The organism is Gaoshiqia sp. US2, assembly GCF_059705485.1.
In genome coordinates, this window is sequence record NZ_AP048550.1 from 2,721,705 (window position 1) to 2,737,954 (window position 16,250).

The 16,250-nt window shown below is 49.0% G+C and carries 11 protein-coding genes; 1 reads left to right on the forward strand and 10 read right to left on the reverse strand.

The window, feature by feature from the left end:
• Positions 1-74: 74 nt before the first annotated feature.
• From AC6H3C_RS10915 to AC6H3C_RS10940, 6 genes are all read right to left on the reverse strand, one after another.
• Positions 75-1,262, reverse strand: a complete 1,188-nt coding sequence (locus AC6H3C_RS10915) for a glycoside hydrolase family 172 protein (protein ID WP_497520798.1) — start codon at positions 1,260-1,262, stop codon at positions 75-77.
• A 110-nt stretch (positions 1,263-1,372) separates the two neighbouring features.
• A complete protein-coding gene (locus AC6H3C_RS10920) occupies positions 1,373-2,269 on the reverse strand; it encodes an ROK family protein (RefSeq protein ID WP_497520799.1) in 897 nt (298 codons plus the stop codon).
• 31 nt (positions 2,270-2,300) lie between these two features.
• Positions 2,301-3,092 carry an SDR family NAD(P)-dependent oxidoreductase gene (locus AC6H3C_RS10925; RefSeq protein WP_497520800.1) on the reverse strand — a complete coding sequence of 264 codons (792 nt, stop codon included), beginning with the start codon at positions 3,090-3,092 and terminating at the stop codon, positions 2,301-2,303.
• Between the two features lie 23 nt (positions 3,093-3,115).
• A complete protein-coding gene (locus AC6H3C_RS10930) occupies positions 3,116-4,378 on the reverse strand; it encodes a uroporphyrinogen decarboxylase family protein (RefSeq protein ID WP_497520801.1) in 1,263 nt (420 codons plus the stop codon).
• A gap of 74 nt (positions 4,379-4,452) precedes the next feature.
• On the reverse strand, positions 4,453-5,934 hold the full coding sequence (locus AC6H3C_RS10935; RefSeq protein WP_497520802.1) for a glycoside 3-dehydrogenase: 1,482 nt from the start codon (positions 5,932-5,934) through the stop codon (positions 4,453-4,455).
• Between the two features lie 23 nt (positions 5,935-5,957).
• Positions 5,958-6,719: a 3-keto-disaccharide hydrolase gene (locus AC6H3C_RS10940; protein WP_497520803.1), complete on the reverse strand. Its 762-nt coding sequence runs from the start codon at positions 6,717-6,719 to the stop codon at positions 5,958-5,960.
• A 284-nt stretch (positions 6,720-7,003) separates the two neighbouring features.
• On the opposite strand from AC6H3C_RS10940, the gene AC6H3C_RS10945 reads away from it, so the two are divergent.
• A complete protein-coding gene (locus AC6H3C_RS10945; protein WP_497520804.1) occupies positions 7,004-7,885 on the forward strand; it encodes an AraC family transcriptional regulator in 882 nt (293 codons plus the stop codon).
• A 196-nt stretch (positions 7,886-8,081) separates the two neighbouring features.
• Here the strand turns inward: AC6H3C_RS10945 and AC6H3C_RS10950 are convergent, their stop codons facing one another.
• Genes AC6H3C_RS10950 through AC6H3C_RS10965 form a run of 4 tightly spaced genes read right to left on the reverse strand, consistent with a single transcriptional unit; the run spans position 8,082 to position 16,224 of the window.
• Positions 8,082-9,323 (reverse strand): uroporphyrinogen decarboxylase family protein, encoded by a 1,242-nt coding sequence (locus AC6H3C_RS10950; protein WP_497520805.1) that lies wholly within the window; start codon positions 9,321-9,323, stop codon positions 8,082-8,084.
• A 42-nt stretch (positions 9,324-9,365) separates the two neighbouring features.
• Positions 9,366-11,450 carry a DUF5054 domain-containing protein gene (locus tag AC6H3C_RS10955; RefSeq protein WP_497520806.1) on the reverse strand — a complete coding sequence of 695 codons (2,085 nt, stop codon included), beginning with the start codon at positions 11,448-11,450 and terminating at the stop codon, positions 9,366-9,368.
• 23 nt (positions 11,451-11,473) lie between these two features.
• On the reverse strand, positions 11,474-13,882 hold the full coding sequence (locus tag AC6H3C_RS10960; protein WP_497520807.1) for a right-handed parallel beta-helix repeat-containing protein: 2,409 nt from the start codon (positions 13,880-13,882) through the stop codon (positions 11,474-11,476).
• Positions 13,883-13,941: 59 nt separating this feature from the next.
• Entirely contained in the window at positions 13,942-16,224 is a 2,283-nt protein-coding gene (locus AC6H3C_RS10965; RefSeq protein WP_497520808.1) for a glycoside hydrolase family 2 protein, read from the reverse strand.
• Between the last annotated feature and the right edge of the window lie 26 nt (positions 16,225-16,250).

Genomic DNA, 16,250 nt, shown 5'->3' on the forward strand with positions numbered 1-16,250 from the left:
TAATTGGATTAGCATAAACTGTTATACCAGATATATGGAATTTTGAGAAGTATTGCATTCATATCCACAAAAATTTAATTGACCTCCAATTCCTGCCAGGAAGGCAATCGGGGAAATTTGATGTGGGATTCTGTCTGGTACCAATAACAGACAGATGAAATGTCCGATTTTTGTTTCAACAACCTGCCTCCATGATGCCAGCCCAAATCCTGAATGGTAATTTTTAGATCTTTTTCAAAGCGGATGGGGTCCATAATGTGCCATCTGTAAAGGCCAAATCGTTGCATTACATTGTAGTGCCCGTCGCCCCGGATAACCTGGTGCATCCCGGCATAGGGAGTACAATATTCAGTATAGGCAGTTTCAACACCACCAGCTTCATTTTTCTTTTTGGTATCAAAACCATACGAGCCACAGAAGTAATCTTCGGTGCCGGTTCCGCAGATAGTCGGAAATTTGTCATCGCCATCAATGAAGAATTTAATCTCTCCTTCGCCCCACCAGCCGTTGTTGTTCACGCCCCAGGCCAGGTACACACCCACAAACTGGCCTTTGCCTTTGATGTTGTCAATAATGGTATAATCAGAAGTTTCATTTGGATTTGTTCGCCTAAACTGTGCATGAAAATAAGCAGCGTCTTCCTGAATTTGCGTAAGTGTATAATCAATCTGGTAAAACAGGGTCATTGGGTCTTTGTCGTTGATGTTTTCCATGGTGATCCGGCATTTTTTGCGGAAAGGCATTACCCAGTAACAGTTAAACGCACTGCCGGGATTGACACAAACCGGCATCGAAACCAGCGGGGCATACTCGCCCCAGCCCATTCCGAAGAAATCGCCCACGGGGCATTCAACTGATGGTTCGGTTTCGTCGTCCCAGTAAATACGCAGAATTGAAAATCTCCATTTCCCCGTTGGGGTCATCCAAATGTGCTGGATGGCGCCTGGTCCCTCAATCTCTGCCAGCGTGAAAGTCTCCCCTGGGTTGATGCGGATGGCCGGGTTAATTTTCCATCCTTGTCCAAGGTCCCTGGCAGGATAGGCTGAATTGGCCTTGTTTGGGATATCCTTGTCCTCAGGACGGGCCATCCCGCCTTTGCCCTTTTCACCCGTAAAATTTTCCGGAGAAATGGAACGGGTTTTGGCATTCGACAAACGGTAAAGATTGCCCATGTTCATATCAAGCCCGTTAAACGCAGATTGCGAAAAACCATTCAATACGAACAGTAAACTAAATACCTGATAAATCAATATTCTCTTCATTGGTTGAAACTTTAGCGATTATTAATTCAATTAGATTTATATGGGACACATTACAGAACTGATAACCTGATCCATCTTTAATTAAAGCCATTTCGATTTGATAGGAAGGACTAATGGCTCTTCCCTGCTTCCCTTGCAAAACAGGCTGCCCCCACTGCCCCGGCCAAATCGCCAAACTGGGCCTTTACAATTTCAGTGCGGTTTCCGCCTGCCCGCCATTCGTAACTGCCCATGTATTCTTCCAGAGGCCCGAACAAATCGTCGCCAGCCTCGGTAATGCCACCGCCCAGAATGATCATTTCAGGCGAAAGTATATTGGTTAAAGCGGCCATGCCAATGGCCAGTTTTTTTACTGAAGAAAGCCAGATGCCGGTAGCAAAACTGTCTCCATTCCTGTGGGCTTCCAGCAATTGGTGCGTTGAAGTGAATTTCCCGGAGGTCCTTTTTTCAATGCTGCAATTTCCGATGGCATCTTCGAGGCTACCGGGCATCCCGATAATATCGGCTTCCCCTTCGCTGTCGATCACCATGTGCCCGATGTGCCCGGCTTTGTTGAACGCCCCCTGGTAAGGCTTCCCTTCAATTAGTATGGCGCCGCCAACACCTGTCCCCAATGTCAGCATGACCACGTTCTTCTTCCCTTTTGCAGCGCCAAACCTTGCTTCGGCCATCATGGCCGCAATGGCATCGTTCAAAACAAATGTCCGGCTTCCTAAAAAACCGGTCCAGACGAAATTCTCCAAGCCCTGTAACCGGCCCGGCATGTATGCAATGGCCGAGTTGCCTATATTGGGAAGCCCGGGGGCCGATATGCCAACCATTGCATTCGTGTTCCCGATTTTGCTTTGTATTTCCCTAACGGACGTTGCTATTGCATTTTTCCAAACGCTATCGTCACCGTCGTTCGTGGGCTGGTAATGCTGGTGCAAGGTTTTGCCATGCTCATCAATGGACACCGCTTTTATTCTCGTACCTCCCAGGTCGATTCCTATTGTTATTTCTGACATAATCATGTTTGATTTGAATTGTTGTATTTAATTACAATTGTCCTTCGCTCACCGTCCAGCCGCCATCAACGGCCACGATCTGCCCGGTCGTAAACCGCGACTGGTCGCCCATAAAATAAATGGCCAGTCCGTCGAGGTCAGAAGGGGCGCCAATCCGGCCTCCATCCAACGGCTGCTTGGTTTTGATGAACGACAGGATCGTTTCGTCTTCGGCGGCACGCTGCGCCATTGGCGTTTCGACCAATGCCGGGGCAATGACATTTACCCGGATATTATTCCTGGCATAGTATGCGGCAACTGATTTGGTAAACCCAATAATGGCCGATTTGGCCGCAGCGTAGGCATGCGTGGAAAAATACTGAGGCGACGGTGAATAGCCCAAAACCGATCCCATGTTTAAAACTGAGCCTCCGGTTCCCTGCTTCAGGAATTGGCTGATTGCCGCCTGATTGGACAACATGAGCGAAGTAAGGTTCAGTTCCAGTGTTTTGTTCCAGCCATCCAGGGTCAGTTCGTGCAACGGGCCATCGCCCATTTTCCGTCCGCTGCCGCCAGCCACATGGTAAAGCCCGTCGAAGCTCCCGAATTTGCCGACACAAACTTCAATGGCATGAATGGCAGTTGACGGAAGGACGGCATCGCCAACAATTACTTCGGCCTTACTGCCCAGAATAATTTTGGCCCCGGCCGCACTTTCTTCATTCCGGCCTACCACAATTACATTGGCGCCGCTCTCGATAAAAGCTTTGGCTGCCGATAAACCCAGACCGGTGGTGCCACCGATAATGACAAGGCTTTTGCCGGATAAACTTTTTTCAGGCATCGGTAAATTGGGTTTAATGATCACTATTTATTTCCGTTGAATTCCCTGACAGCATCCACCATTGCCACGATGTTTTCAACCGGGACATTGGCCTGGACGTTGTGAACGGTGTTGAAGACAAACCCTCCGTCGGCGGCAAAAATGTCGCACAGGCGCAGTACTTCTTCGCGTACTTTTTCAGGAGTTGCGTACGGCAATACTTTTTGGGTATCGATGCCGCCACCCCAGAAAACGAGGTCTTTGCCATAGGTTTTTTTCAGGTGGATCGGGTCCATCCCTTTGGCATTAATCTGCACCGGGTTGATGATGTCGAAACCCGCAGCAATAAACCGCGACATGAACGGCTCGACCGCGCCGCACGAATGCTTGAAGGTTTTCCAGTTGGTATGGCCGTGTATCCAGCCGTTGATGCGCTGATAGTAGGGCAGCCACAAATCGTCGAACTGTTCGGGGGCGCAAAACGTTGAATCCTGCGTGCCGAAATCGGTTCCGCAGATGTAAACCACGTCAATGTTGTCGCCGATGACCTGGTACAGTCGCGCGAGGTTTTCAACGGCCATTTCCGACTGGCGGTCGAAAATAGCTTTGATGTAACCGGGCCGCATGATCACGCTCATGTACCACTCGGTAATGTCGCGGATACCCTTGGGCTTTTTCAACCTCATTCCGGGGATATGGGCAATGTCGCCCAGGGCCGTGCCGCCAAGCCCTGCCACCACGGCTTTGCCTGTCGCACGTGCTTTTTGGGTGGTTTCCTTCCAGTATTCCAGGTCGCTGTCGCCAATCAACCCATATTCTTCCAGGTTGTCTTTCGGGTCCAGGTCTTCTTCATTGAAAGGTTTCTGGCGGATGATCGCGTCGAAAAAATACCCGCTTGCGGGCATCCGTGCCGACGGGCCTGCCGACAAGTCGCCTTCGGGATAAACCAGCACGTCGCCTTTTTCATCGGTAGTGGTGATAAACCCTTCGGGCACCAACACGGTTTGTCCCCAAGGGGTCAGGTATTCTTTCAGTGGCCCGTGGTTGTATATGCCAAATGAATTTTTTCTCCCCCGGGCCGCAACGGTATCGGCGCCCAGTATCGCGGCCAGTTCCGCGTCCACCTCGCCCAGCATCTGGTAGGGATCGACCACCTTGACCGGCTTGTATTCCAGCCCGTAGTGCTTTCTGAGGTTTTCAACCGTTTGAACATGGATACCGGTTACCGGGGTCGCCCCAAAATCGACCACCATCTGGTCGGGTTGCCGGTGGTTAATCGTCAAATCAAATCGTTCTTTTGAAGTCATAGGTAAAAAAGTAATATGGGCAGGATTAAAACCTGCCCTGAAAGAAATCATTTTTGCTTGTACCAAATAAATTTCTAAGGCATAGCCGGCAGGCTCCATCCATCGCGGTAAGTATGTTTGATATAACCGGATGCAGCTTCAACGGCATTGAACCTGGCATATTTGGTATTGAAATGCGGGTGCCCGTCAATGACCTTAAACTCATCGGAGGTCACGATATTCAGTTCTTCGGTTGCTGAAACATTGGTGAACCGCATGTTTTCAGCATCCCATTTCAGTGTTTTATTCAGACTTTGCAGGCGGATGGCCAGCACACCCAGCAGCACCATTTCGTTGAACGGGCCGGAATATCCAAAATGGGAAGTTCCTTCGATCCTGTTTTCGGGCGATTCTTTGCAGGCACGGATCCAGTCCTGTTCGTGCGGGCCGTCGATGTATCCAATTGCTTTGGGCACGCGGCGAAGGTACGGGGTTACGCTGGGCACACGGCCTGATAACAGGCGCGCCTTGAACCCGCCGCACCCGGTAATCATCGTATCTTTTGAGCCAACGAAAATACATCCGCCCAGCCCGTCGGCCATCAGGTTCTCGCCTTCAGGCAACAAATCGGGCCTTTTGGGAAGGATTCCCCCATCGTACCAGAATACTTTAACGGCAGGCATTTCCTGATCCTTCACTTTTGCACGAGCCGGAAAATCGAATTCGACCGTTTCGGCCTGCGGGGCGCTTTCGGTGTTCACCTGGGTCGAACTTCCGCTCACTTTTTCAGGATAGCCCAACTTGAGCGACTGGTAAACCGGGTCGAGCACGTGGCAGGCCATATCGCCAAAAGCTCCGGTGCCGAAATCCCACCAGCCGCGCCAGTTCCAGGGGGTATAAATATCGTGGTACGGGCGCATGGGCGCCGGCCCGATGAAAAGGTCCCAGTTCAGGGTATCAGGAACAGTCATTTGTCCGGCAGGCCTCTGCAAACCCTGTGGCCATATCGGGCGGTTTGTCCAGGCATGCACTTCGCGCACTTCGCCAATTTCCCCGTTCCAAATCCACTCGCAAACCTGGCGGACGCCGTCGCCCGAGTTGCCCTGGTTACCCATTTGTGTGGCCACCTGGTGTTTGGCCGCCAGTTTGGTAAGCAAACGCGATTCGTAAACCGAATGTGTCAGCGGCTTTTGGCAATAAACATGTTTGCCCATCGACAAGGCCGTAGCCGCTACAATGGCATGGGTATGATCGGCAGTTGCAACCATGACACCGTCGATCGAACTGCCCATTTCATCGAACATTTTCCGCCAGTCCCAGTAACGTTTGGCCTTCGGAAAATCTTTAAAGCAACCTTCGGCATATTTCCAGTCGATATCGCACAATCCAATAATATTTTCGGTCGCCATAGCTTTCAGGTTGGGGTGGCCTTTACCGCCGATACCTATCCCGACAATATTCATTTTATCGCCCGGGGCGCGGTGCCCAAGCCCGCTTACGGCAATGTTGGGCACAATGGAGACCCCCGCGGTGGCCACTGCGGCCCTCTTTAAAAATTCACGTCTCGAATTATTCATTTGTTTAGTTTTCAGTGTTAAGGTTAAAATTCTTTGATTTTGATGTTCTTGTACCACACTTTGGTCCCGTGGTTCTGAAGCGAGACATACCCCTCGTCGAATTTGCCGTAATCGGGATATTTGGCCCACTTGCCACTGTTGCGGCGTTGGGTCCAGTCTTCTGAATACTTTTCGTACTTTACCACAACTTCCCCGTTGAGTATCTGGGTCACCTTGTTGCCATCAACCACCAGCAAGGCATGGTTCCATTCGCCAACGGGCTTGAAATGGCGCACCATAGGCGGGTACATGGCATAGTTGGCCCCGCAGATTTGCCAGTCTTCCAATTTATCGGGCCAGTTTTCGTGGTCGATAACCTGAAATTCAGGGCCGGTTTCGTACGGGAATTTGTATTTGGGGTCTTCGGCAACATGAAAAATGATGCCGCTGTTGGCCCCTTTGGTAAGCTTAAAATCGACACTCAGCGCAAAACTGCGGTACTTCTTCGGATAAACAATGTCCTGGCTTTCTTTTCCGCCGGTGCTGGTCATTGTCAGGCAGCCATCTTCGATAGTCCAGAACGAGGGGAATTCCGTCCGGTTGTATTCTCGCCAGCCCTGCGGTGTTTTCCCGTCGAACAAAAGTTTCCAGCCATCTTTCTTTTCCTTCCCCGTCAAGGTATTGGGAGACGACGGCCGGTCGGTTAGCCGGTAAAGCGCCATCGGGTCTTTTTTTTCAGACGGGGCAAAAGACAACATCAAAAAAGTCATTAGCCCTGATAACAGTGTGATTACTCTCTTTTTCATATTGAATTTCATTTTTAGGTTTTCAAATTTAAATAGTTTATTTACAGTTGCTTATTAAAACATAGTCCATGACAAGATTATGTTAGTCCTGTTTTTACTAACTCGATAATGTCCTTCGAAGGTAACTTGGTAAAGTATTCTTAGCTTAGAGCTACGCAGCAGTTCTTAATTCTTCAACACCAATTGGTTTGATCAAAGTTCGCAGATATTGCCTTGAAAAAATGATACTATTTTACTTTATTTTTCAAACTTTTTACTAAAATTTGCAGCAAAATCGTATTACAATGAAACTGATCATTGAACGCTTGAATAAGGAGGCGAAATCTTCATTCGTGTTACAAAAAGATGTTTATCCGCATTATCCCACACCCTGGCATTACCATCCTGAGTACGAACTAGTTCTCGTTCTGAAAAGTTCCGGCGAGAAAATAATAGGCGACCACATAAGCAGTTTTACCGACGGGGACCTCGCTTTTTTGGGGCCGTTCCTTCCCCACGTGTATCATAACAGCCAAATCTATTACGAGGAAAATTCCAGTTTAACCGCTGAAGCGATTGTTATCCATTTCACCAAAGATTTTTTGGGTAACCATTTCTTTGATATCCCTGAGATGGAAGCCATCGTTTCATTTCTGGAAGACTCGGTAATGGGTTTTTCCATCACCGGGAAGACAAGGCAATTGATCGCCCGGAAAATGGACGACATGCTTGAAATGCCCGGCCCTGTCAGGGTTATCGAATTATTGACTATTCTCCATACATTATCGGGAACAAAGGATAAAAAAAGGCTGGCAAGCCCCGGGTTTATCCAGAATTTTAAAACTTCGGGTTCAGAGCAGATTACGAAGGTGTGCGATTTCATCATGAAAAATTTCACTTCTGATTTGACACTGGACCAGGTGGCCGGAATAGCCAACATGTCGCCCAACGCATTTTGCAATTTTTTTAAGCAACGCACACGAAAAACCTTCATTAATTTTCTGAACGAAGTCAGGGTAGGTTACGCCTGCAAACTTTTGAGCGGCGAACAGCACAATATCACCGAGGTATGTTACACGAGCGGCTTTCAGAATCTGTCGAATTTTAACAGGCAGTTCAAGCGAATCGTAAATAAAACTCCCCATCAGTACAGAAAGGATATTATATCTACAGTGATTAAAAATTAAAAAAACGACAAGTCACATCTCAGCTCTAATGTAGTGACCTTTTTATAACGTCAGCACATATGCGCCTTTTGATTTAGCCCCGTATTTACAAATTTTCAAAGAACTTTTACTTTACTAGTTTTAACTCTACTCTAGGTCAGATAAGCTTTCTGGCTTTATTAAAATTTCTTCCATCATCTAAATTGATATTGATTATTTACTGATTAAACTCTTTAACCGCCTCAAATAATGCCAAAATATTTTCAGGAGGGACATCAGGCATAATGTTGTGAACGGTGTTGAAAACAAACCCGCCATCCTTGTTGAAAATTTCAAGATTGTGTTTCACATGGTCTTTGATCTCCTGCGGTGTGGCCCTGTTCAGCACGCTCTTCGTATCGCAGCCGCCGCCCCAGAAGGTCAGTTCCCTTCCAAATTCTTTCTTGAGCCGTTCGGGTTCCATGTTGATGGCATTGATCTGCACCGGGTTGATTACCTCAAATCCGGCGTTAATCAACTCGGGGATAAGTTCATAAATGCCGCCACAACAATGAAGCATGGTGTGCGCTTTTGAATTGGCTTTTACGAAATCGCACAATTGTTTGTGCCGCGGGAAAAAGAATTCATGGTAGGTCTCGGTTGCAAAAAATGGCCCGGTGTTGGTGCCCAGGTCATCCCCGAATTTCAGGATGTCGACCACGTCGCCAACAGCCTCGCAAACTTTGGCCAGAAACGCCATGTGCCTTTCCATCAACGCATCAAGCAAACGATTGACATTTTCAGGTTCCATGTACAGGTCCATCAAAAAGTTGTCGATCCGCCGCAGAAAAGTCCCCCATTCAAACAGGTTGCAGCCCACGCCCAACAGCAGGGCCTTGTCGGTTTTCGAGCGAAGGTCGATGGTCTTCTCCCTCAGCATTTTCCAGAAATTGGGATCGTCGGCCCAGTCGTAGGGCGTAAACCCCAGGCCGCCCCATACCACCCGCGACAAATCACGGCCTAAATCCCTGAAATTATCGGGGTAGCCGTCAACATACGGAAAGATCAACTGGTCGAAAAAAGTAGCGCCAGATGGCATCTTGCCAATATACTCGCCGGTTTTTCCGGCGGCCAGCCAGCTCCCGTCGGGCTGCTGTTCGGGCTTGAACCAGTGGGGGTACAGCGCCGGGCTGCCTTTGATCAGTCCCAACTCGTGCCAGTAATTTTCACCGGTGTTAAAGTGGCGGCCTACGTCAACCACATCGACCCCGAACAAATCGAGTATTTCCATGTCGGGCTGCGACAGTTGCTGCACCACATCATGGGCATGGTTTTTCAGGTGGCCTTTGCCTAAGTAGTTCAACAGGTTATGGTAGGCTACTACCGATATCCCCGAACTGCCGGTTGCCCCCAGGTCAACCGGGACACGGTCGGGCTGGCGGTGATTGATTGCTGATAAAATACGTTCCCTTGAATTCATAATTGATTTTTTTAAATTGTTGTGATATCTCTGATAAAAAAATTACCCAAATTTCAACGAAAACCGGAACTGCATATCCTCTTCGAACCACATGGTGAAATTAGTGCCGGTGAGATTGTTCAACAAGCAGAAATGAAGGCCTCCCTCCATATCCGGTTGCTGATTGTCGAAAGTGAGCAATGAACGCCTTCCTGGAGCCACCAGGAACGCATCCAGCGTTTGCAAATCAAACCCGGATTGATCGTCTTGATATGAAACTCCTTTAATTACTCCATGCAGGTTCCGGTTTCCTCCTTTAACCACATCCAGCGGCGATACGGGCTGTCCCATCTTGTCCATCAGGAACTGACCGTCAGGCTCTATGGCAGGAATGAAAGAAAACCAGCAGGCTTCAGGTAATCGTGAGGCCTGTTTTTCGAACCACTTCAAGTTAATTTTTATAACAGGTTCACTGTTGGGGAGAAAAGTCTCCACGAAAATTTCCCTCGGGCACCCTGAATCCCCGGCTTCAGGGATTTCCAGTTGGGAAAGGAAAAAGTCCCCGTCTTTCCGCTTTTCATGCCACATTTGCTTCAGGCTGGTAAAATACAGGGCGCTTTTGGCCGACGAGTTTTCCAGCCCGGGTTTGTTCCAACTGTAAATAAGCCATTTTTCCCCTATCAGGTCGGCAGGTGCATACTGTTCCATGAACCTGTCAAAATCAGGCCGGGAGAAAGTCTGGTACGAAAACAGCCCAAGAGCCTGGGCTGCGGACGCCCATTGACGTTTGGTCTGTTTGTTTTCGAGATAACTGATTGCCCCTGTTTTGGGGTCAAACCCGATCTTGAAATGACATGTATCAAAAATCCCCTTTTTATCCGGATTTACCTGTTGCAGTCCCGCTGTGCCTGCTTTCTCAGGTTTCAGTGAAATTAAGCGCGATTCGGCTTCTTCCTTAAGCCCGGCTGGCAGTGTTGCAACGGCATGGTCGATGTTGGCCCGTTTTTCTGCCCACGAAGCTTCGATCCCTTTAAATTCGGGGAGGTTGCGCGATTTACGGAATTTTGGCATGTCGTAAATATCCCAGTGGCCCAGCCGCCCGATAGAGTAACCCCAGGTATGCTCAGGGACGAGAAGCAGATGTTTTCCGAATGCCCTGTCTGATTTCCCGCCAGCCCGGAGCTTTCCATCGTTGATCCATTCTTTTCTCAGCCGGGATAATTCCCTGAAGCGGGCCATCAGGAGCGGGTCGCTACCCGGGCCGTGAATCCATGTGTCCCCGATTTCCTTTGTAACCACTGGCAAACGGTCACGCAGTAACCTTACTTCCTCCGCCACCGCGTTCAGGTCGGATGCAAAAACTTTTGCATTTGGAAATTGCGTCCTCAGGTCAGTATATATTTTAGCTATTTGTTCCGGGGAATGGGGTCCGTGATTATCGTGGGTGAACTGGATCGAAATTGCAGCTTCTTCCCCAGGCAACAAGGACACACCCCCGTAATCATGGTGGTACATAACCGTCAGGTCGCTCCCATCGGGACTTTTCCAGATAAAAAGAGGCGGGACTTCCGGCATGTGGCTGCCGATATTGACGCCAACATGAAAAAGTTCAATGCCTGCCTCTGCCAATACGGGAACCATTCCTCTGGTATGCCCGGGCACGTCGGTCATTTTTGCAGACAAAGTTTTACGCCCGAAACGTCGGTCCAATTCGGCTGAATAACCGGTTGCCAAACTTAAAAGTGACTTGTCCATCAGTTCGGTATGGGTAGTAAAAGGCGCTCCAAGCCAGGAAAAGTCACCCCGTTCGATGGCCCGCTCCATCCGTCTCCTGTTTTCCGGCGACGCTTCTTCCAGGTATTGGTAAACCAGCCATGAACCGGTGGTCCATTGGTAACGGTTTGCTTTTCCTTCGGCAGCAATCTTTTCGGTCAACGACAATACGTTCGGTATAAATTCGTCAAAATAAGTTTTAACAACATTGGCGGCCAGGTCGGTAAAGCCAACGTCGAGGTGTGTCTTGAAAATCACATGCACCCGCTTCACTGTTTCGCCAGCCTGTCCCCGCCCTGCAAACAAACGCCCGGGAACCATTAATGCCGTTCCGAGAACAGCGCCTGACTGTGTTAAAAATTTCCTTCTATCCATTAATTTTTATTTTAGATGTTACATCAGTGTTTCTTGTCTTCAATAACCTTAAAATCATCAAGGTAATAAGATGCGCCAACAGGGCTGTCGGTTTGTACAAACAGTTTGACCGGAACAGAAATCCCGTTCACGGCACAATCAAATTCGCCTTCAAGCGAAGCCCAGCCGCCCGATGCAATGGCGGCCTTATCCAACGTTAACATTTTCGCGCCGGGGCCTTCGCCAATCATGGCATAAAGCGTTGCGTTGAATTTGCCTGCCGGACCACCCTTAACCCAGGCGGAAACCTGGTAATGCAGTCCCTTGCTGGCGGCGATTGTCTGGTAAATGTAGCCGCCGGTTTTTGTTGGCGTCACTTTCGCCGATGAGATGTCCTGGTGGCGCTCGCCAACAGTCCGGTTCCATTGGGCATCTTCGGCAATCCACACCTGGCCTTCCTGCCTGGTTTCAAATCCCGGGTTCAGTATCAAATTAAAATGCGCATCCTCATCCCATAAATCGCGGTAAGTTTCCTCCAACCCGGCATTAGCGATAATACCAATCGCATCAGGCGGCCAGACGGCATCGGGATACAGGTTCCACTGGTATGAATTCGTTTCAGGCTTCCATTTGTCTGCCATTTCACCGGGCAGCCAAAAGTCAGTTTTGTCGGTTGTTGTATAATTATTCACAAACCGGAGGTGTTCTCCCCAGTTGGTATGCATGGCCACGGGATCCTTGTCCCCTTTCCAGGGCGGGCTAAATCTCAGGTCAATCACGTTGTTATACGCGTGCCACCAGGTGGATCCGTTATCCGCGTAAATTGCCCCGATCCCGTTCGTCTCGTTGCGTATGTAGTTACCCCGTACCGTAAATGATGGATTTTCCTCATTTGCTAAAATGTTTGTCCCGCTGGCATAAATTGCCCCCACATCAAAAACCTTTGTCATTGTTCCCATGTCGTGGACATAATTGTTTTCAATGACTACATGCTCCGATATCGAGTTGCCATGCATGGAAACGCACATCCCGTTGTATGGCAAGTCACATATCTCGTTATGCCCGATATAGATGTTTTTGCCCTGCGCCACATAAATGCCCGGAACAGCGGTATATTCCAACCCAACCTTGCGGATATAGTTGTTTTTAATCACTACATTCGCCATATCCAAAGGCTTGAAATGCGGTTCCTCTATAGTCATTGCACCTCCCGATATATCGACAAACTTATTCCCGGCAATCGTCACATCTTTAACGCCGTTGTCCATTTTCAGGCCTACGCTCCCCATCCTTAAAAATTTATTTCTCTCGAAGGTTATCCCGCTCGCGGAGGAAACCCTGACCGCACTTTCGGGGTACCTCCTGTCATCTTGCGTGATCGCACAAAAAATATTTGATTTTACCATGTTAGGGCGCAGCCATCCGGCATATTCAAAGGTTATCCCTTCAAAACTGACATTCTCAAACCGGTTGTCCCGGTTGCTCCCCTTTGCGGTGAGAAGTTCGTCCACAACCGGGATGACAACCTCTGCCGTTGCCATGTCCTCCCCGCTCCGGGGCTTGTAAAACAAATCGCCCGTGCCGCGGTCAAGGTACCATTCCCCGTCTGAATCCAGCAGCTCGTAAGCGTTTTCAATATAATCGAGGCTGGCTACTCCTCTGATTTTTGCAAATCGCCCTGTTGTTGAGAACTGCCACGCGGAAGGATACATTTTGATGGTTGCTACGCCGTTATTTGCAGTGATCTGATCCACTTTGATCCGGTATTCGACCCACTGGTCATAATATACAAACTCTACATCCAGGATATTTTTCCACTTTGCCATAAATGTATCGGTCGTGGTATGGCCATAGGCGCTCTCGAAGGTAAGGCTTATAGGCGTTCTTTCGCTCCGGGCAACTATCGCCCGCTGCCCGTTAACGTAAAGTTGCCGCGTATCGATGCCTTTCCCGACATTGGCTTTGAAGATGTTCAGTTTTGGATCATGCAACTGCCAGCCGGAGATGCGTTTTCCGCCGCTGATCACCGGACGTTCGCCGGGATATGCTTTGTAGATAATTTTGTGCCCGTCTTTACCGGAGTCATGTTCATTGAAGGTCAATTCGCTTGTCCTTACCGTGTACGCTTTTTCGCCCTCTCCAACCTGCCGGATGGTACACCGGCCGGCATAGTTGTACTCGCCGCCACGAAGCCAAACGGTAATGTCGCCCGCCACCGACTGACGGTTCTGGCGGATTTCATCGCGCGACCTTTCGATGGTGCGGAACGGCTTTTCTTTGCTTCCCGAATTCGAGTCTGATCCGTTTACCGGATCGACATACAATTCATTGCCCGCTGTCTGGACTTTGTCTTTACCCGACATTTGCCCTGTTGGTTCCTGAGAACAATAACCATTATTAATTCCCGCTATAAACAGTACAACTAAAATAAACCCGATCATTTTTATCTTCATTTTTATCTTCACTTCTATTTCACGTTTAGTCCCAAAAATCTTTATCACATCTGACGGTCTTATGGTTTAAGCTTGTAGTAATTGTACTTTTTGGCCTGGCCAACTTTCAGAAACCTACGGCTGACGACCGGCTGCCCGTTTTCGGGGGTTAACTCCGCCACCAGGACGTATCCGCCCGGCTGATCGGGAAGCAAGATGCTTGTTGGGACATTGGTCCGGGTAAGAGGCGACAGCTTTGCTTCTGTTTTCCTTTCTCCAACATTCTTTCCTTTGGAATCCAAAAGATATACCCTAGCTTTTCCATTCACCGGGGTTGAAAAATTATTTACCCCTGCCAGGTTGAAAAACAGTTCGGAACCGGGCCGGCAGGGTTCAAGGTGTTTCACATACCGCCCGTCAGCGAGGTTAATAAACAGCGCCGCAGGGGCAAAACAGTGTCGGAACCATTCCAGCGCAGGAGCAGGTTTCAGGTCCCTGACATTATCGATAAACCAGTCGCCTGTGTACCCATAATTATTGGCCAGGTAACATAAAGCAAGCACCCCGGCCACATTCGTGTTACTCCGCAGAAACTCGGTTTCAAGCTGAAGCCAGTAAGCCTGCAACTCGCGGTTTTGTTCGGGCGTGGAATTGGCCCCAAGGTAGTACTTAAAAAAATCGATTGTAAGCTTGGTAGGGCTGCCGTTCCGCCAAAGCCATACACAACCGTACTCATTGACCAACTGGGCAGAACCAGCGCTTTCCAGTTTTTTGGTTATGGGATGCCTGAAATCAAAATCGCCCAGCGGGTATGGTTTTTTTTCAAATTCGTCGAGCGCCCAGGGCACGGGGCCCGCATAGAGGTGAGGCTCGTCCATTTCATCTGCCGGCACTTCGTCGCTGGTCATAAACCCGGTGTCCCAAATGCGTGTGGGATCGAGTTTTTTAAGCTCGGGGATCAGGGTGTTGCCAATAAAACTGTCCCAGTTTTCGTTGATCCCGTCCCAGATGGCAATGCTGGGGTGGCAGCCGTCGCTCCAAACCCAGTCGGTGTATTCTTTCCGCGTTTGGTCGTCCCAGCCGTGGTTTTGCCAGTAGAACCATTCGTTCTGGAACAATAAACCGTGTTCGTCGGCTAAATCGTACCAAAAATCGGGAACAAGGCCGATGCAAATACGCATGGCGTTCCAATTGAGCTTTTTGGGGCCATCGACCAGGAATTTTTTTACCCAGTTTTTGTCCCAAACCAGGTTGCCGCAGTCGGGGTCTTCGAAAAACCGTTGCAGGGTAATGTTTGTCCCGCGAAGGAAGTATTGTTCCCCGTTCAGGTAAAAGAATTTGCCCCGCCGGGTAAAATCGCGCATCCCAAATTGTTTGCCGAACTCGTCGGAAATACCTGTTTTGCCAATGAGCGACACTTTTGCTGTGTACAAAAATGGTTTTTCAGGCGACCATGCCGTGAACCCAGTTAACGGCAGCGACATTTCGATGGTAGTTAAATTGTCGCGCCTTACCATATAATCGCCCGAGGCAGTGGCAACCTCCCTGCCCGATAGTTTTTCGCAAATGGAAACTTTCACGGTAATTTTATCCTGCATTGGGTCGTTGGCAAAAATCTGTGCAGGCAGGAAGCTCCGTACCTGCGCTTTAACCGTTACTTTTTTGTTTTCGACCGATGGGAGCGCCAGTAAGCGGTTTACGCGCATTTTTCCGGTGAACGCAAGGAAAACGTCGTCCCAGATTCCCGGGATGTAATTCTCTTTTTCCTTGTCGGTGCCGCCGGGCGATTCGCCGGGCAACCAGACACGGTCGCCCACCTTGATCAGAATCTCGTTTTCAGCCCCGTATTTTAGCGCCCCCGAAACATTAAATTCGATGGGGGTAAAACAGGCCATGTTACTGCCCATGTCCATCCCGTTCACATATACCTGGGTAACATACTGGCTCTTTTTCAGGGTGATCACTCCTTCCCTGCCTTCCATCTCTTTGGGAACGAACACGGTTTTTCGGTACCAGTTGTACCGGGGAGTGTAATCGACGTTGTACAGGTTGTGGTTTTCTTTGAAATATACCTTATCGAGCCGTTTTAAGATTTTGTCGTAATCGTCAATCTTTGGTTCGGCAAGATGTATGACCCCCGGTACCGGGATAACCCGCGTAAATTTTGCCGGGGGAAAGGCATTCAGCGTTTGGTCGAATTGCCAGGTCCCGTTCAGGTTAATTGTGGTTCGTCCGCCGTCAGCAGTGGCGGTTACCGAAAATAAAAAAAACAGGAAAACGAAAAAGACCAGGTTTTTCAGGTTCAATAAGCCGGGTAACTTCGGCGTTGAAAAATTTTCAAAAGTTTGGCTATTAGTTGTCATTGCTATTAATTAAATCTGTTTTTCAA